Below are 18,675 nucleotides of genomic sequence, written 5' to 3' on the forward strand. Positions count from 1 at the left end.
GCTGAAAAATAAAAGGAATCACCTTTTATATCTACATATTCGATAATAGCATGATAGAATGTAAAGAAGAATACAAGCAATAAGGAGATATAAAGATGCAAAATGCCATATTATATAAAAAAAATTATCATATTGACTTACGCGATGTTGATTTTAAAAAGAAATTAAGGCTAAGCACATTATTCAGTTATTTCCAGGAAGCGGCCAGTCTTTCTGCCGAAAATCTTGGTGTAGGTATAGATACATTAGCAAATAATTATGGTGTCGCTTGGATTCTCGTGCGGATACGAGTAGAAATAGACAGATTACCTGAGTTGAACGAAAAAATCACGATTGAAACATGGCCTCAGGAACCTGGAAGACTGGAATTCGAGCGAGATTTTATTGTTCGTGATCCAAAAGGACTTCCTATTATTCGAGCAGTTTCGGCCTGGATGATTATGGACTTAAAGGAAAGAAAACTAAAAAGACCTTCATATATCTCATTCGAAAATCCATCAGTGATGGAAGAACGTGCAATTGATTATAAACTAAAAAAACTAAAGAGTGTGGGATCAATGGAAACAGCCTACCATAAAGTGATTGGCTACAGCGATACTGATTTTAATGGTCATTTAAACAATTCAAAATATGTAGATTATATGCTGGATTGTTTTCCCATTAAAGATCATCGAATCCATGAGACAAAATCCATCGAAATGAACTTTAATCATGAGGCATTGCCAGGGGATACCATTATCTTACAGAAAGGGATTTCAAATATTATGGACTCAGGGCTAATTAATATTGAAGGAATAAATGATAATAATCACAAGGTAGTTTTTAGGGCTCAAGTGGAAATTATGGAGACTAAACGGAAAAATAGGGACTAAATTTTTGACCCTTTTCTTTTTATGATTGATCAGTCCAAAATTGTCATATAATAATTTTGGATTAGTCAAGTGAACTCTCTTCAAAAAACGGCCCCTATAATAAAAGGATTTTCAACAATCACTACTAGCACGTAGCTGCTTCTTTAAATTTTATACATTTTGTTATTATTCGATCCATGAAATAGTTCGGTTCATTTGACATAAAGCCTTTTTATCATGCTATTTTATCGCCACAAATATTAGGCATTATCGTTAATATTAACATTAATACTTTAGCTACCTTATAGTTTTAAGTGTAGATCTAAAACACTTGGACAGTGGCCTAAACACAAGGGTGGGGTTGAAGTGAAAATAGAGGGTAACAATTCCAGATAGAAAAGAGAAGTGTAGCCGTAGAATTTACTGATTTTCATTTAAGTATGTATATAATCAAAAAAAATTCAGTTAGGATAAAAATAATCGGTAAGCCAATAAAATCGACTTACCGGTTATTCCTTTATGAACTATTTCTGTTATGAAAGTCAGTGGGAATGTTAGAAAAACTGTCGATTCGCCATTGGGTTAAGAAAAAAATTTATGCACCTGCTATTCCGAAAAAGTTCATTGGTTCATAGATTTAGAGTGATAGTTGCTAATTCTTTAATTTTTTTATGGTGATTTTGTAATCAATAGCTATCCTAAATTGCTTCTTCTCTATCTGTTCTTTCTTTCTCTTTGTTTACTTCAGCTGTCGCTCCTTTTTCTTCTTTTAAACCAATAAGTAAAAGATAGAGAACGATACCGATACCCATACCCCATCCCGCACCGAGCGTTGCTGTCAGCATTCCGATAATAAGCGCCAGTCCGCGTGAGGTGTTATTAGATACCATCCCCATTGCTATGTAAGCACAAGCAAACCCGGTTAATAGCAGCGTAACGGATAAGGCAACCGGAAATAATGGGGTAATAATACCGATGACCGGCAAAAAAAGACCAAGCGGAATCGCTAAAATATAAAAGTTCATGGCACCGCCGTAAATAGAATCCATAACATGTTTTCCTTTTTTGTACCGCTCAATCAAGAATATTTGTACCCCTGTCCATATAGGTCCGTGAACCCAAAGAAGAGGACCTGCGGTTAAGAGCTGAGCGGCATTTCGAATAGAAAGTATATAATGGCTTCTCGTTGTATTGATGTCGATCTTTTCATCACTTCTTGCTTTGTCTGCTCCTTTTAAAAGCGTATTGGCAACAATCAAATCACTAAAGGCCAAAATGTAGATCATAATGCCTATTGGAAGTACAGAAAGGATAACATCCCAACTAGGAAGACCAACAGCCCACAAAGATAAAGTCGAAATCGTTTCTCCAAGCGGAGGGACAAAAAATCCCCACGAAATCTCAAACGTTAATTCTCCACTGAGCCATCCCACAACACCCGCTCCGGCAAAAGCGATTAAAAGAGCATTGGTACCGGCAGCAATTTTCAGCTTTGAATCTGGCAGTTTAGAAAAAGGAATGGAAAACATTAAGATTAATGTGATAATCCATGCGGTGATTAAGGTAACCGGTATTTCCTGTAATCGGTCCAACTCGGACTGAAAGGCAGCAATTGCCGCTCCCATAATAACCCCTGCTTTTAGTGCTGTAGGAAATAAATTATTAAATTTTTCCCCAAGTTTGGTAATGCCAAAAAATAAAAACAGTGCTATGACAACTAGAAAGATAGCAATCATACTTTCTATAGCTTCCTCACCAGGTGTAAGCGCATTCATAAAAACGATGGTTAGTGGTAGCCCAGCTGTAATTGCTCCAGCAGCGTATGGGTCACCAAATAATACTGTTTGGGCAAGTACCCAAAATAACATGACAAGGCTCACGGTCCATGCCATTTCAAAGGGGACATCAAAATATTGCATAACAAGCGGAGTAACCGCTCCGCACGTAGCAAGAAGCATCAGCCCCCCCTGTAAGTGCTGACTTGGTGTCAGTTTTAAGTGGATCCCAGGTACTCTTGCTGTAAAGGGGCCCCATTTAACCCCCGGTCTTATCTTCCTTTGTTTTTTCATAAATCGTTTCTTCCTCCCTTAAATTGTAATTTCAAAATATTTATTAAAAAGGTTAATATCCTTTTTAATTAGGCACTGGGTACGGTAGCGTCAAAACACCTATACCTCTTCTCATCAATAAATCCGTTCCGAGGTTCTAAGAGACAGAGCATATCTCAATGATGGTGAATGCAGCCGTGCTGAAAATTTTCTAAAAGTGATGTAATATAAATTCGCGAAAAATAGTATAACGTTAGTAAAACGTAATACTAACTAATCGTTATACAAATAATACGATATTGTAGAGGGGTTGTCAACATTAAATTTAGAATATTTTTTACATTTTTTTAATTACATATTTTTAGAATATAAAGAGGTGCTGAGAATCCAAGAGAACTAGCTATAAAAGAGAATTAAGCTGATCTCTTGCAAAATCAGGGTATCAATTGATTAAACTCGTAGTGAACCAGCAAAAGCAACTTACTTTTCAGCTTCTATTCCATTTTCATTCGTTACCGGGAAAGTGACGATTGGAAATGGTGATGAGATTCTGGAGTTGTATGTGAAGGTATACCGTTAAAAAAGCAGAAGATATTACAACGGGAAAACAGTTGTTTTGGCGGAGTAAACTAGATAATTGATTCATGCACAAAAAGCCAAAAAAGACAAGTGAAATTTGCGGTAACTCCGCTTAGATACTTAATTTAATGTTATAATAGATAAATAGATGTAATTATTAAAATAATATGAAGGAGTGTAATGATGATAATAACCTACAATAATAAGTATCCTTCCATCCATGATACTGTCTTAGTAGCTCCAGGAAGTCATATAATAGGAGATGTTTCCATTGGAAAGGAATCTTCCGTGTGGTTTAATGCTGTACTACGAGGAGATGAGGATTCTATTACAATCGGAGAAAAATGTAGTATTCAAGATAATTCAACCATTCATTTGTACGAAGGTTCACCCGCAGAAATCGAAGACGAAGTAACAGTAGGACACAATGTAGTACTCCACGGGTGTAAAATAGGAAAGCGGTCTATTATTGGCATGGGATCAACCATCCTTGATCATGCAGATGTGGGAGAAGAGTGTATCATAGGAGCAAATACTTTAATCCCTTCAGGCAAAAAAATACCGGCTGGTTCTTTGGTTGTTGGCTCTCCTGGTAAAGTGGTTCGTTCACTATCGAAAGAGGATTACGATTTAATTGATCTTTCCGTAGATTCTTATGTGAAAAAAGGGAAAGAATTCAAAGAAATACTCGGGTGAAATAAATATTACCTTTTAAGCAGAATAAATGCTGTGCCCAAACCAAACTTTAGGCACAGCATTTTTATTTCCTAATCTATTGATATAAAATAATTATTTTTTCGGTAACAGATGGCATCAATGGAAGCGATAACTTCATTCTTCGTTTCAATTTCTATCCGATAAAAACCAATCTTGTTATTCCGCTTTTCCTCTGTAGCCTTCGCTATAATGATATCCCCTTCTACAGCACTCTTCATAAAATTGGTAGTCGTCGAAAGTCCGACAGCAGTTTTTCCATAGGAATTACAAGCAATAGCAAAGGCAAAGTCAGCCATGCTATAGAGTAGACCACCATGAACGGTGCCATGTGCGTTTAACATATAATCTTGAATTTTAAGTTGAACGGTAGCTCCTCCTGCGGTGAATTTAATTATTTCAATCCCTAAATGTGCAGCAAATTGATCATTTTTAAGTTTATTTAAAATCTCGTGGTAATGGTCCTGATGAATCGAAATATCATCTATCGTTTTATTCATCTCCAACCTCCTAGAATTATATCTTATAATAATCCCATACTGACCTTTAACGTTTCCTTTGCTTCTACAACCATCGTCTCCATCAACTCTTCTACAGAAGGGCAGTCATTAATCAATCCAGCGATCTGACCACTGTTAATAAAGCCACTTTTTGTATCCCCATTCATTGCTCCAACTTGATGATAACTTTCACTCGTCTTATCTATAAATTCTTCTACATTAGTTTCTTTTTCCATATTTAATAATTCCTCCGCATACTTACTTTTCATAATTCTGCGGATATTATTGAATCCACGCCCAACAATAATCGTAGACTCATCAGTTGCTTCACGAATTGCTTGCTTATAATTGTCGTGAAATACCGCTTCCTCTGTAGCCACAAATCGAGTTCCCATTTGAACACCAGACGCACCTAGAGAGATGGCAGCTGCCAAACCTCTGCCATCGGCTATGCCTCCAGCAGCAATAATAGGAATTGATAATTCCTTAGCTACTTGAGGAATAAGTGTCATAGTAGTACTTTCATTTAGAGCATTAATTCCCGCTGCTTCATACCCTTCGCATACAATCAGATCAGCACCAGCTTTTTCCGCCTTTTTCGCCTGTCTTAAAGTGGAAGAAACACAAATAACTTTAATGCCATGCTTTTTAAATTCCGGAATGAATTCTGCCGGGTTCCCGGCGGATAAAGAGACCACAGGTACTTTAAAATGGAGCACTTTTTCTACTACCTGATGAACATGAGGATGTACGGAAATCGGTATGTTAACGCAACAAGGTCTCTCTGTATTTTCCTTCATTGTTTTTATGTTTGCCACAATTTCCTCAATAGGCAAAGTTCCAACACCAATTGTGCCTAAACCGCCTGTATTAGATATTGTCGCCGCTAAATGAGGATCACTAATATTCCCCATCCCCCCCTGAATAATTGGAAATTTAATACCTAATAGATTAGAGACTGGATTATCCATATTTCACACTTCCAATCTAGTTTTATATTTAATCCGGTATATAAGGCGAATTGTATATATCAAATTCACTGCTTTTTTTAATATGATCATAGCCCTTTGCATATATTTTTTCATAAAACATATTAGCTGGTTGAACAAGAAGGTTATAATAATTATTAAATAATTTAGCTGCTTTTTCTCCCATCCATTTTTTTGGCAGTAATTCTCTTGGAAGACCAGGATCAATAAATAGGGATTTTCGATAATAGTGCACTAATTTTGTACGATTTACAAAACATTCTTTCGCGCTAATATCCCCTCTTTCCATTCTCAAACGATCCATTTCATATTTTTCTTGATATCTATTTATAAATACCTCGTATCGTTCATTTAAATAATCAATATTCCAACATTCTTTAATAATTTGTTCATCTGACTTTGGCCCAATATTCTCTGAAGTGAACACATGCACATAATCTTCTATGTTATATCTTTCAATAATATCATTTAATTCAGAAGATAAATCATTTGGGGTTACCCAAAGACTATTTGATAAGAAACCAAACCCACTCCAAGTTAACTCTTTTCTTAGTTCATCTCTAATTTGGCGTTTTTTTTCTGGAATAGTATACAAAAACATTCTCCACTTGCCATCCCAATGTTTTGGTTCAATCTGATAAATTCTGCCTGCAGCCTCATTCATCCTATTAATTCCTTGTTTCGTAAGCGAATAATAACTCTTGTTCCCCTCTTTACGACTGGCGAGCCAGTTTTGTTTATGCATTCTTGAAATAGCAGCTCTGACTGCTTGAGGGTTCTGTTCAAATGCCTCTAAAAGTTCGATAAGACTTCCAATCCATATCTCGTTTCCATATCGGCGAATATAATCCCCATATAAGGTAAAAATCATAGATCTAGTATTCGGTTTTTTATCCATAATATACTCCTTACATACTTATTACTCGCCTATAAACACAGGGGGCCTCTTCTCGTTAAACGCAGATAAAGCCTCGGTTCGGTCCTTTGTTGGAATGGTTAACTCATAAGCATTTGCTTCTAGTTGCAAACCTGTGTTTATATCAATATCCAAACCATTTCGCATGGCAAATTTAGCTTGCTTGACTGCTACTGGGGCATTTTTCATTATCGCTGTAGCTAATTCTTCACAAATAGCGGTTAATTCGGATGGACTGGTGATTTGATTGATGATTCCACATAAATAAGCTTCATCAGCTGGCAAACGTTTTGCAGTTAATATTAATTCCATTGCTTTTGGCATTCCAATTAAACGTGGGAGGCGTTGTGTCCCACCAGCTCCAGGTATAATCCCCATGCTCGTTTCTGTAAGTCCGATAATAGCGTGAGATACAGCATAACGAAAATCACAAGCAAGGGCTAATTCGAAACCACCACCAAATGCGTATCCATTTATTGCTGCAATGGTTGGTTGCGGAAGTTCAGCAATTTGATTAAATACATCACTGATTTTTTTTACATTTCTTCGTACTTCTTTATCATTCAACGTTTTTCGTTCTTTTAAATCCGCTCCAGCACTAAAAGCCTTTGAACCTACACCTGTGAAAATAACAGCCTGAACCTCTTTATCTATAGCTATGTTTTGAATGACTTCTTCTAACTCTACTAATGTGCTAAAATTAAAGCAGTTTAATACTTCAGGTCTGTCTATCGTTATATAGGCGATTTTATTTTCCACTTTAAATTGAATGTTATCCAACTTATATCCTCCTTTCAAATTATATGTTTTCAACTACTGTTGCAATACCTTGGCCGACCCCAATACACATGGTCGCGAGCCCTTTATTGGCGTCTCTTTTCTTCATTTCATGAACGAGGGTGGTTAGGATCCTTGCTCCACTTGCTCCTAATGGATGGCCAAACGCGATTGCTCCACCATTAACATTGACAATATCCGTGTTTAGTTCAAGCTGTTTGACGCATTCAAGAGACTGAGAGGCAAATGCTTCATTTAATTCAACTAAGTCAATCTCATTAATACCAATTCCTGCTCGTTTCATTGCTTTTCGCGACGCATGAATAGGCCCAAGTCCCATATATTGGGGTTCAACACCCGCCGCTGCACTTGAAACATAACGTGCCATTGGCTTAACACCTAATTCATCAGCCTTTTCAGCACTCATTAATAATACAGCTGACGCACCGTCATTTACACCCGATGCATTCCCGGCAGTAACCGTACCATCTTGAAATATTGGTTTTAAATTGGAAAGTTTTTCAGTACTTGTATTCGGACGTGGATGTTCATCCGTATCCACTGTGATGGTTTCCCCCTTTTTTTCAAATGTAACTGGAATGATCTCGTCATTAAAACGACCACTTTCCATTGCTTTCTTGGCTTTCATCTGACTACTATATGCAAATTCATCTTGTTCTTCCCTGGAAATATTGAACTTTTGAGCGACATTCTCTGCAGTTTGAGGCATACTGTCCGATCCATACATTTCCTTTAGCCTTGGGTTTGTAAAGCGCCAACCGATCGTTGTATCTAAAAGTTCCATTGATCCTCGTGGAAATTCCTTGGAAGGTTTAGCCATCACGTAGGGTGCTCTCGTCATGCTTTCTGTTCCACCAGCAATATAAATATCGCCGTCACCTACCATAATCGCTCTTGCTGCCATATTTACAGCATCAAGGCCAGATCCACATAAACGATTGATAGTTGTACCAGTTACTCCAATAGGAAGTCCTGCGAGTAATACAGCCATTCTTGCGACATTTCGATTCTCTTCACCAGCACCATTTGCATTCCCTAAAATAACTTCTTCTATATCATCAACAGGTAAACCAGGTTGTCGGTCTACAATCCCTTTTATGACATGTGAAGCCAAATCATCTGGGCGCACATCCTTTAACGCTCCCTTGTAACGGCCAATTGGAGTTCTTAGTGCATCAACAATAACAACTTCTTTCATGATTCATCACTCACCTTAATTTGTATAGTCATAGACACCTGTTCCTGATTTCCTACCCAATCTTCCGGCTTTTACGTATTTTTCCAGCAATGGAGCAGGTCTATATTTCTCACCCAATGTACTATGTAGATAGCGGAGGTTGTTCAGACGGGCATCTAACCCAACTAAATCAACTAATTCGAACGGCCCCATCGGATAATTTAAGCCTAGCTTAATTGCTTTATCTATATCTTCAGCTGTGCCTAAGCCTTCTTGAAGCATATAGAAAGCTTCATTTCCTACAAGACAGCTAATCCGACTCGTCACAAATCCTGGAAAATCATTGACAACTACGGTTTCTTTTCCCATCTGTTTTGCAGCTGTTTCCACAAATTGAGCAGTTTCATCACTTGTTTCCAAACCACGTACAATCTCAACCAACGGCATTTTATGTACTGGATTAAAGAAATGCATGGCGATCACAGCAGAAGGACGATTGGTATAAGAGCCAATTTCCGTCGGACTTATGGTCGATGTATTTGACGCAAATACACATTCCTTTGGCGCAATTTGATCGATTGTTTCAAATATGTTTTTCTTCAATTCTTTCTTTTCCGGAACTGCTTCAATAATTAGATCAGCCCCTTTTACTGCTCGCTCCATTTTCGTCACAAACGCTAATCTTTCTTTTGCTCGTTCAGCTTCTAGATTCGTGAGTTTCTCTCGGGTAATAGCCTTTTCAAAATTCTTATCTATTTCGGTCTCAGCACTTTGCAACACCTCTTCATTGAGGTCTACTAACCTCACTTCATATCCACCTAAGGCACTCACATATGCGATTCCGCGCCCCATAACACCTGCTCCAACAATTACTACATTCATCCAAAATCCTCCCATGAAAGTTGATTGATAAAAGGCGAACCTTCTTATGCAGTTCGCCTTTTATCATCATACCGTATTATTTAAATAAGGCTTTTTTAGTAGGTTATCATTTTTGTTGAACAACAAACTTTAAAAACCATAAAATAAATAGCTTCTCGCTTATACGCGTTAACTATATGTTCAAAGGATTTAGCGGTTTTGACCCTGCATAAGAAAGTATGCTTTTGGTTTCTGTATAAAGATCCAGCGATTCAATACTCAGTTCACGACCAAACCCGGATTGTTTATATCCTCCGAATGGAGTGCCCGGAAATGCGGAGAATGGGCAATTCACCATAATAACCCCTGCTTGTAATTTATCTGCTACACGTTTAATTAACCCTTGATCTTTTGCCCAAATAGATGCTGCAAGACCATATTCCGTATCATTACCAAGTTTGACAGCCTCTTTTTCATCTGTGAATTTCATTACAACGACTACTGGGCCGAAAACTTCTTCCTGAGCTATTTTCATATCATTCGTTACATCAATAAGAATGGTTGGTGCATACCAGTATCCGTTTTCAAAACCTTCTACCTCTAAGGCCTGGCCTCCGGCTACTACTGTTGCCCCCTCTTTTACTGCACTTTGAACATGTTCATCGATTTTATCCAATTGTCCTTGGCTGATAATCGCTCCGATATGTGACTCAGGTGATAATGGATCCCCTGCAACCATTTTTTTTGTTTTTGCTACGAAACCTTCCATGAAATCATCATATATATCTTCATGGACAAATAAACGAGATCTTGCCTCACAGGATTGACCTGTATTGTAGAAAATTCCAAATAGAGAACCGTTAATAGCGGCCTCTAAATCAGTATCTGGAAATACAAGGTTAGGAGACTTCCCCCCCAATTCCAATGTGGTGCGTTTTAGTGTTTGAGATGCCTTTGCCATAATGTCTTTACCTGTGGACGTTTCACCAGTAAATGCTACTTTATCTACACCTTCATGCTCTGATAAATAAGAGCCAATTGTTGCTCCTGGACCCGTAACAACGTTAACTACACCCTCAGGTACACCCGCTTCTTGACAAATTTCTGTTAGAAGGATTGCAGTGATCGGTGTCAAACTAGCTGGCTTCAATACGACCGAACAACCTGCTGCTATGGCTGGTGCTATCTTCCAAGCAGCCATCATCATTGGGTAGTTCCAAGGAATAATCTGTGCAGCAACACCAATTGGTTCCTTTTGGGTATAATTGAAAAACTGTCCCGGAACATTATTTACTTCTCCACGATGTCCTACAATGGCACCTGCATAAAATTCAAAGTCTTCAATAGCCTGGGATACTTGGCCTTGTGCGGCGGATATTGTTTTTCCGCTATTTAATACCTCAATTTCAACTAATTCCTTAAAACGGCTCCGCATAATAGAAGCAATTTTATTTAAAACCCTCGCACGCTTACCAACAGGATACTTTTTCCATTTACCAAAATCAAAGGCATTTCTAGCTGCTTCTACTGCTATATCAACATCTTTCAACCCCGCCTTTGGGACCTCTGCAATAACTTCTCCTGTTGCTGGATTATAGGTCTTAATTACTTCTCCTGATTCAGCATCGGCCAATTTCCCGTTAATGACCATCTTATACGCATCTCTTTTTACTTCTGTTGGAATTGATTTTTCTTCTGTTTTTAACATCATAATTACTCTCCTTCTATATTAGTATCCCTTATATTCAGATTGTCTCTTTTCAAAAAAGGCCGTTACACCTTCTTTATAATCCTCAGTTGTACCAGCAATTTTCTGACCATATGCTTCGTTATCAAGCATCTCATCCAATGGTGTTTCAAATGACTGTTGCATATAACGTTTGATTAACCCTATAGCTTTCGTTGGCTTTGATGCAAGGTTTTCAGCAAACGCTTGCGTTTCTTCCTCCAAGGTATCTTGTGAAACAACTTTTGTAACGAGACCATATTCTTTTGCTTTATTTGCTTTCACTTTTTCTCCTAGCATCGTTAGTTCCAAGGCCTTCGCCATCCCTATAATACGAGGGAGATAATACAAACTCCCTGAATCAGGTATCAGACCAATATTTATAAATGCTTGAATAAAAGATGCTTTTTCCGATGCAATCCGGAAATCACAAGCTAATGCAAAACTGAACCCTGCCCCGGCTGCAGCTCCATTTATTACAGCAATTGTCGGCTTTTCCACTTTTGCCAACTGTTCCATCATTGGTTTGTAACGCGTAAGAATCATTTCACGATGATCCACGTCCGCATGTAACCCGCTCAGATCCTCGCCAGAACTGAATGCTTTTCCCTTACCAGTAATGACAATCGCCCGGACCTCAGCATCTTTCTGAAAGGATTTTAAAGCCTGAATAACTTCCTTATTCATTTGTTCCGTAAATGCATTTAACTTTTCTGGACGATTTAAGGTTAGCCAGCCCACTTGATTGTTTATTTCATATTTTAATGTTTCGTACATCTAGAGCATCCCTCCTATTTCCCTTTAAACGTGGGAGATCGCTTATCTTTGAATGCAATCATTCCTTCTTTTTGATCCTCTGAGGCAAAAAGTAAATAAAAGTTCTTTCTTTCATATTGCATCGCCTCATAGACGGGAAGATCTTCACTTTTACCCACAGTGTCTTTGATTAAACGCAGGGAAAGGGGGGCTTGTTTAGAAAGTCTCTTCGCAAAGGCAAGCGTTTCTTCCATTAAAAGCTCTGCAGGAACAATTCGATTGACTAATCCATACTGATAGGCTGCCTCAACATGCATTTGCTCACCGGTCCAAAGCCATTCCAATGCTTTTCTTTGACCAAGTGCTTTCGTTAGTCTTACCGTTCCTCCTGCACTAGGCATCACACCAATATTCACTTCCGGGAACCCAAACTTCGCGTCCTCAGAGGCAAATATAATATCGGCATTTAATACCAACTCAAACCCGCCACCTAAAGCAAATCCTTGTACTGCTGTAAGTATCGGTTTCTTTATCTGAGGAATATTATCCCATTTTGCAAACTGATTTAAGTTTTCTAATGTAATAGGATTATCATCCGCCATTTCATCAATGTCCGCTCCCGCTGCAAAGGCTCTTCCTGCCCCGGAAATAACAATAATCTTCACTTCTTCGGATTGATCAAAATGAGATAAACAGTCTACAATCTCCGTTATCATTGGACGGCTTAATGCATTTAATACCTTTGGACGATTCAGTTCCATCCTTCCAATTTCATCCTCAATCCAAGTATTAATATATTGGTAGTTATTCAACCTCTTCACCGATCATCATCGTTACGATATCACCGGCAAATGACATTAAATCTTTTCCTGATGCCTTGGATTCATCCGTTTTCATTGCCTGTTTTAACGAGTCATGATCATCATAGTACATTTCACAAAGTAGATAATAATCACTTTTCCCTGTAGGAGCACCAACAATTTTAGTCACTTCCATCTTTCGTAAACCTGGAATTTTTTCTGTTATTGGTGCATGGACATTTGTATAATGTTCATCAAAAGCCTGCTTATCTTCTGGTTGTTTGTATAATGCAATTAGTTTTACCACAATTAATCCACCTTTTCATATAAGTTTGCGATTGGTTTCATCGCTTCAAACGGGTTTTGACATTCATTACAGTAAAGCATGCTTCTGCACGCAGTCGGCCCAAAAATATTATCCATCGTCACATATTTTGAATCACAATAGGGACAATCCATTTCCCATGGTTCACCCTCCTTATGTTCAGCTGGAGGTGGTGTGATTCCATTCTGCTTTAACTTTAATCTTCCATCTTCACTAATTCGATCTGTCGTCCATGGAGGATTAAAACTGAACTCCACATCAATGTCTTGAAAATCACCGAAATTTGCTATTTCCTTTTTTACCTTATTTACGACATCACCTTTTATCATATCCAAAGCCGGACACCCACTAAATGTTGGTAATAGTTTTACAGACATTCGTTTGTTTTCAACCTTTATTCCTTCTACCATCCCTAATTCAACAATACTGATAAAGGGCATTTCCGGATCTGTAACATTTTGCAACAGGTGAAGCATCTTGTGTTCGTTATCTGAAATTACCGGCATATGTCCGCCACTTCCTTCTATAGGTCATTTACCAAGCTACTGCTTCTAGATCAGAATTATACACTTCCGTTAAAACATTTAACGCTTCATTCAGATCGTCAGTGTGTTCTCCATTTCGGCCATTCCCACTTTTCATACCAGGCGCCCCTTCGATTGAAAAGTCCACTTCAGCAAATAATTGTTGGATACTTTTAAGCCACTGGGTTCGTAATTCTTCTTCCGGAGCAATGAAATCAAGATCACTAATATCATTGCTATACTTCCCTAAGGAAATCACTCCATCAAATTCATCCCAAACACGCTGTATTGCTCTTTCCATTCTTTCCCTTGCTTCATCCGTACTGGACATCAACTGGTTGAACCAAGTCTTCCAGTGCATGAGATGGTAATATTGCTCCGTTGAAATCTTCACTGCCGCATGAGTAAGAGGTTCATAGCTTGACTGTTTAAGTGATTCCAGACGGATCTCCTTAAAAACTCCAAAAAACAGGTGACGGACAACGGTGAATGCCCAATCATATTCTGGTTCTTTTAGATAGTTCCCTGGTCCGTTTACCTCTTCTAAAATAATGGCATTCCGAAAATTCTCCGGGTCTCTTTTATGGGAAATATCATTTATATTCCCTTCCCCTAAATCCTCAAGAAGCTGATAATACATCGCGGCATGGCCCATGGTATCCTGACTAATGGATGAAAAAGCGACATCCTCTTCAATATGGGGTGCTAATCCAAGCCATTCCGAGCCACGATAGGAATGAATGAAATTATCATCAGCTAACTGATAAAGTAATTCACAAATATATTTGTTTTCCTGATTCATTACAAAACACCCCTAATTCATTTTTTCTTCAAAGGCCTTCCACTGCTTTGGCAGATTTGCATAACCTTTTGTTTCACGATAACTTTTATTATCCACGTGCTTAAAGCCTTCTCTTTCCTCCTGTGACATCATCCTGATTTCGGATCGTTTTACAACCCACAATTCTTTCATCGCTTCCCGGCGGAAGAAATTTTCCTTTGCCATCACAAAGGCCATTTCCCGATTAGGTGCTAGCAGGCTAAAACGATGCTCCAAGCCAAGCCCATCTTTTTTTCTGCTGAACACTTCAAATTCCTCATAGAATAACTCTTCCGACATTTAAATCCTCCTTTCTTTGCTGTTTAGTAAAATGTTTAACCGACGTATTCCTTTTTCCCTTGATAATACGTACTCAATGCTTCACGAACCCAGCTACTGCTTCTATAAGAATCTCTTCGAAGGGAAACGCGTTCGTCCGATTTTGGACCATTACCAGATACAACTTGTTTAAACTTGTTCCAATCAGGTTCCTGGTAACTCCACTCTTGTTTTTCTTCATCGAAATTCAATGTTTCATCTGGAATGGATAAACCAAGTAACTTTATTTTAGAAACATATTTAGTCAAGAACTCTTGACGTAATTCCTCATTTGTTTTGGATCTGAGTTTATACTTAATATTAATATCAACGCTGGAATTACCTATATCTTTCTTGGACTTAGGGCCAAAGAACATTAAGAGTGGTTCCCACCAGCGATCCAGTGAATCCTGGAGCATTTGCTTCTGTTGATCTGTCCCGGCAGCTAATGCGAGAGTTAGACTTTCACCATGTTTGGCATGGAATGATTCTTCCTGGCATATTCGCTTCAGTGCTCTTCCATAAGGTCCATAGGAAGTCTTTAGCATCATCGTCTGCGTAAGAATTGCTGCCCCATCGACAAGCCATGCGATAACTGCAGCGTCAGCCCAAGTAGGTGAAGCCATGTGAAATACATTATGGAATTTCAGCTTTTTAGAGAATAAATCCTCAAGGATACCTTCCCGGGTTTTCCCGAATGGTTTGTTTAAGTCTTCTGTTACACGAAGCAGTAATTGACCATGCCCCATTTCATCCTGTACCTTTGCCATAATAGAAAGTTTCCGGTCAATCGTCGGTGCTTTGGGAACCCATTCTTTCTCTGGTAAGGCACCCATTATTTCACTAACTCCATGGGATGAAATCAGCTTAATTAGAGCCTTTCTATACTCATCTGGCATCCAGTCATCTGCTTCAATCTTTTCATCCGCTTCAATTCGTTGCATGAAATGCTCATACTTTTCTTCCTCTCTTAATTCAGAGGAATATTGAATCGCTTCCATTTTTTAAAATCCTCCTTTTTATACAATCTATTAACGAGTTATCTAGTTTTCTATGTTACGAGCCAGGAACCGTTGCTTTTTGGGATTCTCTAATAACCCGAATTGCCTTTCCTTCCGACCTTGGAATATTACCTGGACATTCAATCTTTGCGTCAATCGTTACAAGACAACTGCTCTTTAACTTCTTAGATATTTTTGTGGATAGAATTTTTATCTTTTCATGGTTCATGTCACAATCGATAGCTTGATAGACTTCTTCACTGATTTCAACCTTGAGGACTACTTTATCTAGCGCCCCTTCACGATTTACTTTAAGCTGATAATGTGGTACAAATTCCTCCATCTCTAATAGAGCGCTTTCAATTTCGGATGGAAATACATTCACACCGCGAATAATCAACATATCATCAATCCGTCCTTTTACTCGTGACATACGGATAGAAGTCCGACCACATTTACATGGTTCTTTTGTAATAGAGGCAATATCTCCTGTACGGTAACGAATAACAGGGAATGCTTCTTTCGTTAAACTCGTAAAAACAAGTTCCCCTTCTTCTCCTTCTGGTACAGCTTCCAAAGTTTTTGGATCAATAACTTCTACGTAAAAATGATCATCTGCGATATGCAATCCATCCTGCGCGTCCTTACACTCGATACTTACACCAGGCCCCATGACTTCACTTAACCCATAAATATCCATTGCTTTAATATCCATCCGTTGTTCAATGGTCTCCCGCATTTCCTCTGACCATGCTTCCGCTCCAAAGATACCGTATTTCACACTGCTCTCACGCGGGTCTTTCCCCATCTTTTCCATCTTCTCGATAATATTCAGCACATAGGACGGGGTGCCTGTGATCACTGTTGGTTTAAAATCTTCAATAATCATGATTTGGCGCTCTGTATTCCCTCCCGAAATTGGTACAGTTGTCATACCTAACTTCTCGGAACCATAATGGACGCCAAGTCCTCCGGTAAACAAACCATATCCATACGCATTATGTAACACCCCCTCAGGTTCACCACCACAAGCAGCAATTGCTCTCGCAGTAATTTCAGACCATACATCAATATCATTTTTCGTATACCCCACAACAGTCGGTTTCCCACTTGTTCCAGTGGAAGCATGTAATCTTGCCAATTGGCTAACAGATTTTGCAAAAAGTCCATATGGGTAATTATTTCTCAGGTCTTTCTTGACAGTAAAAGGTAGCTTCTGAATATCATCGATAGACCTAATATCCTCTGGTCGTAAACCAATTTCTTCAAATTTCTCCTGATAGAATGGCACGTTCTCTGCCACTCTTTCCACGGTAGTTTTCAATCGCTCTAATTGCAGCGCTTCCTTTTTTTCATCCGCAAGCGTTTCCATTTCTCTATTAAAAAACAATTGACATTACCTCCTGCTTGGTTATTACTTAAGTCGCTTCACTAAAATATTTCTCATTCAATGCGATATATTCCTCTTCTTCCTCTGGGACTTCTTCTTCTGCATAGATAGCCTCAACCGGACATACCGTCTCACAAGCTGCACAATCAATACATACATCCGGATCTATATAAAACATGTCATCGCCTGGATGAATTGCATCTACTGGACAAACCTCCACACATTCAGCTGATTTTTCATTATGACAAGGAGAGGTTATTACAAATGCCATTCGTTATTCCTCCTCTACTAAACTTTTATTTTTTCGAATAAACTCGTACTATGCTGTGGCTGCTGACGGGCCTTTGGATCAACATACGTTTTAATGCTGCTTATAGCTGTAGCTGCGTCACTAAAACCAGTAGCAATTAATTTTACTTTGCCATCAAACGTCACGATATCACCTGCTGAATAAATACCTTCTATATTCGTTTTCATTTTGGAATTAACCACAATCGACTTCTTCAGAAACTCCAATCCCCATTCCTTAATCGGACCAAGGGAAGATACAAATCCATAATTTGTAATCAACTCATCCAATTCAACGGTGATCGCTTCCTCTGAATCTTTTTCTTGTATGGAAACGGCATTTATTCTCTCATCATCCCCATAAATATCCAATAAATTATAAGGGGTATACACATGAATATTGGAGTTTTTCATCTGTTCGACACTAGCTTCATGGGCCCTAAAACGATCACGACGATGAATAATGTTTACCTTCTTTGCAATCGGTTCCATCATTAACGCCCAATCAACTGCTGAGTCTCCACCGCCTAATATACAAACTTCCTTATCAGTAAATCGCTCCATATCATTTATAAAGTAATGAAGATTTTTCTCTTCGTATTTTTCTGCATGTTCATGATCAACTCGACGGGGTTTAAATGCTCCAATTCCTGCTGCAATTAGAACGGTCTTGGAATGATGTACTTCTTTATCAGAAATAACTTGAAAATGCCCTTCCTCCACTTTTACAACACTTTCTACAGTTTGATCCAATACTACCGTCGGATCAAATTGATTGGCTTGGGTAACTAGTTGGTCGACTAAATCCTGTGCTTTTGTTTTTGGAAAACCTGCAACATCATAAATATATTTCTCAGGATATAGTGCACTAAGTTGCCCACCTAGTTGCGGCAAACTTTCAACTATCTTCACTTTTAATTGCCTCATACCACCATAAAAAGCTGAAAAGAGTCCTATAGGACCACCGCCAATTATAGTAACATCATACATATCTTCCTCCATTTTTACACCTCCTAATATATAACGAAAAATAGTATTACGTTTTTAATACGGGATTATTTTATTTGTTATAAGTATAATATCAACCATTTATATTTATGTCAATATTAAGATTAATTAATTTATCATTATTTTAACACTATTTCGGATCATCGTTTCGTCTTTGTGACTAATTAATTAAGTATACAATTCCGACAAATAAAAACGAATACCTTAAAGTGATAGAAAATTAGCAATCTAATTCCAGTCATTGATGGAGGTAAAAAGGTGGATAAATGAGGAGTGTATGTAGAAA

20 protein-coding genes are annotated in these 18,675 nt (G+C 38.3%); 2 read left to right on the forward strand and 18 right to left on the reverse strand.

Annotated elements, in window-relative coordinates:
• The first annotated feature begins 95 nt into the window (after positions 1 to 95).
• Entirely contained in the window at positions 96 to 872 is a 777-nt protein-coding gene (locus ACZ427_RS14130) for an acyl-[acyl-carrier-protein] thioesterase (protein WP_461176628.1), read from the forward strand.
• Positions 873 to 1,549: 677 nt separating this feature from the next.
• Here the strand turns inward: ACZ427_RS14130 and ACZ427_RS14135 are convergent.
• The gene (locus tag ACZ427_RS14135; protein ID WP_461176629.1) at positions 1,550 to 2,920 is read right to left on the reverse strand and encodes a hypothetical protein; all 1,371 of its coding nucleotides are present in this window, start codon (positions 2,918 to 2,920) and stop codon (positions 1,550 to 1,552) included.
• Positions 2,921 to 3,661: 741 nt separating this feature from the next.
• On the opposite strand from ACZ427_RS14135, the gene ACZ427_RS14140 reads away from it, so the two are divergent.
• Complete coding sequence (locus ACZ427_RS14140) at positions 3,662 to 4,174, forward strand: gamma carbonic anhydrase family protein (protein WP_461176630.1); 513 nt, start codon at positions 3,662 to 3,664, stop codon at positions 4,172 to 4,174.
• A 71-nt stretch (positions 4,175 to 4,245) separates the two neighbouring features.
• Here ACZ427_RS14140 and ACZ427_RS14145 read toward each other — a convergent pair whose 3' ends face one another.
• The 17 genes from ACZ427_RS14145 to ACZ427_RS14225 all read right to left on the reverse strand — a co-directional run bounded on the left by ACZ427_RS14145 (position 4,246) and on the right by ACZ427_RS14225 (position 18,383).
• Positions 4,246 to 4,692: a PaaI family thioesterase gene (locus ACZ427_RS14145; RefSeq protein ID WP_461176631.1), complete on the reverse strand. Its 447-nt coding sequence runs from the start codon at positions 4,690 to 4,692 to the stop codon at positions 4,246 to 4,248.
• A 23-nt stretch (positions 4,693 to 4,715) separates the two neighbouring features.
• On the reverse strand, positions 4,716 to 5,663 hold the full coding sequence (locus ACZ427_RS14150; protein WP_461176632.1) for an NAD(P)H-dependent flavin oxidoreductase: 948 nt from the start codon (positions 5,661 to 5,663) through the stop codon (positions 4,716 to 4,718).
• A 28-nt stretch (positions 5,664 to 5,691) separates the two neighbouring features.
• On the reverse strand, positions 5,692 to 6,579 hold the full coding sequence (paaX, locus tag ACZ427_RS14155; protein ID WP_461176633.1) for a phenylacetic acid degradation operon negative regulatory protein PaaX: 888 nt from the start codon (positions 6,577 to 6,579) through the stop codon (positions 5,692 to 5,694).
• A 21-nt stretch (positions 6,580 to 6,600) separates the two neighbouring features.
• Positions 6,601 to 7,377, reverse strand: a complete 777-nt coding sequence (locus ACZ427_RS14160; RefSeq protein ID WP_461176634.1) for an enoyl-CoA hydratase-related protein — start codon at positions 7,375 to 7,377, stop codon at positions 6,601 to 6,603.
• A 19-nt stretch (positions 7,378 to 7,396) separates the two neighbouring features.
• A complete protein-coding gene (locus tag ACZ427_RS14165; RefSeq protein ID WP_461176635.1) occupies positions 7,397 to 8,593 on the reverse strand; it encodes a thiolase family protein in 1,197 nt (398 codons plus the stop codon).
• 15 nt (positions 8,594 to 8,608) lie between these two features.
• On the reverse strand, positions 8,609 to 9,454 hold the full coding sequence (locus ACZ427_RS14170) for a 3-hydroxyacyl-CoA dehydrogenase (protein WP_461176636.1): 846 nt from the start codon (positions 9,452 to 9,454) through the stop codon (positions 8,609 to 8,611).
• A gap of 172 nt (positions 9,455 to 9,626) precedes the next feature.
• Positions 9,627 to 11,141 (reverse strand): aldehyde dehydrogenase family protein, encoded by a 1,515-nt coding sequence (locus ACZ427_RS14175; protein WP_461176674.1) that lies wholly within the window; start codon positions 11,139 to 11,141, stop codon positions 9,627 to 9,629.
• A 21-nt stretch (positions 11,142 to 11,162) separates the two neighbouring features.
• The gene (locus ACZ427_RS14180) at positions 11,163 to 11,936 is read right to left on the reverse strand and encodes an enoyl-CoA hydratase-related protein (protein ID WP_461176637.1); all 774 of its coding nucleotides are present in this window, start codon (positions 11,934 to 11,936) and stop codon (positions 11,163 to 11,165) included.
• Positions 11,937 to 11,950: 14 nt separating this feature from the next.
• A complete protein-coding gene (locus ACZ427_RS14185) occupies positions 11,951 to 12,727 on the reverse strand; it encodes an enoyl-CoA hydratase/isomerase family protein (protein WP_461176675.1) in 777 nt (258 codons plus the stop codon).
• The gene (locus ACZ427_RS14190) at positions 12,720 to 13,022 is read right to left on the reverse strand and encodes an EthD family reductase (protein ID WP_461176638.1); all 303 of its coding nucleotides are present in this window, start codon (positions 13,020 to 13,022) and stop codon (positions 12,720 to 12,722) included. The genes ACZ427_RS14185 and ACZ427_RS14190 overlap by 8 nt, the downstream gene beginning before the upstream one ends.
• A gap of 2 nt (positions 13,023 to 13,024) precedes the next feature.
• Positions 13,025 to 13,546, reverse strand: a complete 522-nt coding sequence (gene paaD / locus ACZ427_RS14195) for a 1,2-phenylacetyl-CoA epoxidase subunit PaaD (RefSeq protein WP_461176639.1) — start codon at positions 13,544 to 13,546, stop codon at positions 13,025 to 13,027.
• 28 nt (positions 13,547 to 13,574) lie between these two features.
• Complete coding sequence (gene paaC, locus ACZ427_RS14200) at positions 13,575 to 14,366, reverse strand: 1,2-phenylacetyl-CoA epoxidase subunit PaaC (RefSeq protein WP_461176640.1); 792 nt, start codon at positions 14,364 to 14,366, stop codon at positions 13,575 to 13,577.
• A gap of 12 nt (positions 14,367 to 14,378) precedes the next feature.
• Positions 14,379 to 14,684 carry a 1,2-phenylacetyl-CoA epoxidase subunit PaaB gene (gene paaB, locus ACZ427_RS14205; protein WP_461176641.1) on the reverse strand — a complete coding sequence of 102 codons (306 nt, stop codon included), beginning with the start codon at positions 14,682 to 14,684 and terminating at the stop codon, positions 14,379 to 14,381.
• Positions 14,685 to 14,719: 35 nt separating this feature from the next.
• Entirely contained in the window at positions 14,720 to 15,703 is a 984-nt protein-coding gene (gene paaA, locus ACZ427_RS14210; RefSeq protein ID WP_461176642.1) for a 1,2-phenylacetyl-CoA epoxidase subunit PaaA, read from the reverse strand.
• 55 nt (positions 15,704 to 15,758) lie between these two features.
• Complete coding sequence (locus ACZ427_RS14215) at positions 15,759 to 17,075, reverse strand: phenylacetate--CoA ligase family protein (RefSeq protein WP_461176676.1); 1,317 nt, start codon at positions 17,073 to 17,075, stop codon at positions 15,759 to 15,761.
• 46 nt (positions 17,076 to 17,121) lie between these two features.
• The gene (locus ACZ427_RS14220; RefSeq protein ID WP_461176643.1) at positions 17,122 to 17,364 is read right to left on the reverse strand and encodes an indolepyruvate ferredoxin oxidoreductase subunit alpha; all 243 of its coding nucleotides are present in this window, start codon (positions 17,362 to 17,364) and stop codon (positions 17,122 to 17,124) included.
• A 17-nt stretch (positions 17,365 to 17,381) separates the two neighbouring features.
• Entirely contained in the window at positions 17,382 to 18,383 is a 1,002-nt protein-coding gene (locus ACZ427_RS14225; protein ID WP_461176644.1) for an NAD(P)/FAD-dependent oxidoreductase, read from the reverse strand.
• Positions 18,384 to 18,675: the final 292 nt, after the last annotated feature.

Source organism: Virgibacillus ainsalahensis (assembly GCF_055380755.1).

Excerpts from the sequence above, each read along its gene's own strand:
- ACZ427_RS14130 (WP_461176628.1), top strand. The coding sequence starts at position 96 with ATGCAAAATGCCATATTATATAAAAAAAATTATCATATTGACTTACGC.
- ACZ427_RS14135 (WP_461176629.1), bottom strand. The coding sequence starts at position 2,920 with ATGAAAAAACAAAGGAAGATAAGACCGGGGGTTAAATGGGGCCCCTTT.
- ACZ427_RS14140 (WP_461176630.1), top strand. The coding sequence starts at position 3,662 with ATGATAATAACCTACAATAATAAGTATCCTTCCATCCATGATACTGTC.
- ACZ427_RS14145 (WP_461176631.1), bottom strand. The coding sequence starts at position 4,692 with ATGAATAAAACGATAGATGATATTTCGATTCATCAGGACCATTACCAC.
- ACZ427_RS14150 (WP_461176632.1), bottom strand. The coding sequence starts at position 5,663 with ATGGATAATCCAGTCTCTAATCTATTAGGTATTAAATTTCCAATTATT.
- paaX (WP_461176633.1), bottom strand. The coding sequence starts at position 6,579 with ATGGATAAAAAACCGAATACTAGATCTATGATTTTTACCTTATATGGG.
- ACZ427_RS14165 (WP_461176635.1), bottom strand. The coding sequence starts at position 8,593 with ATGAAAGAAGTTGTTATTGTTGATGCACTAAGAACTCCAATTGGCCGT.
- ACZ427_RS14170 (WP_461176636.1), bottom strand. The coding sequence starts at position 9,454 with ATGAATGTAGTAATTGTTGGAGCAGGTGTTATGGGGCGCGGAATCGCA.
- ACZ427_RS14175 (WP_461176674.1), bottom strand. The coding sequence starts at position 11,141 with ATGTTAAAAACAGAAGAAAAATCAATTCCAACAGAAGTAAAAAGAGAT.
- ACZ427_RS14180 (WP_461176637.1), bottom strand. The coding sequence starts at position 11,936 with ATGTACGAAACATTAAAATATGAAATAAACAATCAAGTGGGCTGGCTA.
- paaD (WP_461176639.1), bottom strand. The coding sequence starts at position 13,546 with ATGCCGGTAATTTCAGATAACGAACACAAGATGCTTCACCTGTTGCAA.
- paaC (WP_461176640.1), bottom strand. The coding sequence starts at position 14,366 with ATGAATCAGGAAAACAAATATATTTGTGAATTACTTTATCAGTTAGCT.
- paaB (WP_461176641.1), bottom strand. The coding sequence starts at position 14,684 with ATGTCGGAAGAGTTATTCTATGAGGAATTTGAAGTGTTCAGCAGAAAA.
- paaA (WP_461176642.1), bottom strand. The coding sequence starts at position 15,703 with ATGGAAGCGATTCAATATTCCTCTGAATTAAGAGAGGAAGAAAAGTAT.
- ACZ427_RS14215 (WP_461176676.1), bottom strand. The coding sequence starts at position 17,075 with ATGGAAACGCTTGCGGATGAAAAAAAGGAAGCGCTGCAATTAGAGCGA.
- ACZ427_RS14220 (WP_461176643.1), bottom strand. The coding sequence starts at position 17,364 with ATGGCATTTGTAATAACCTCTCCTTGTCATAATGAAAAATCAGCTGAA.
- ACZ427_RS14225 (WP_461176644.1), bottom strand. The coding sequence starts at position 18,383 with ATGGAGGAAGATATGTATGATGTTACTATAATTGGCGGTGGTCCTATA.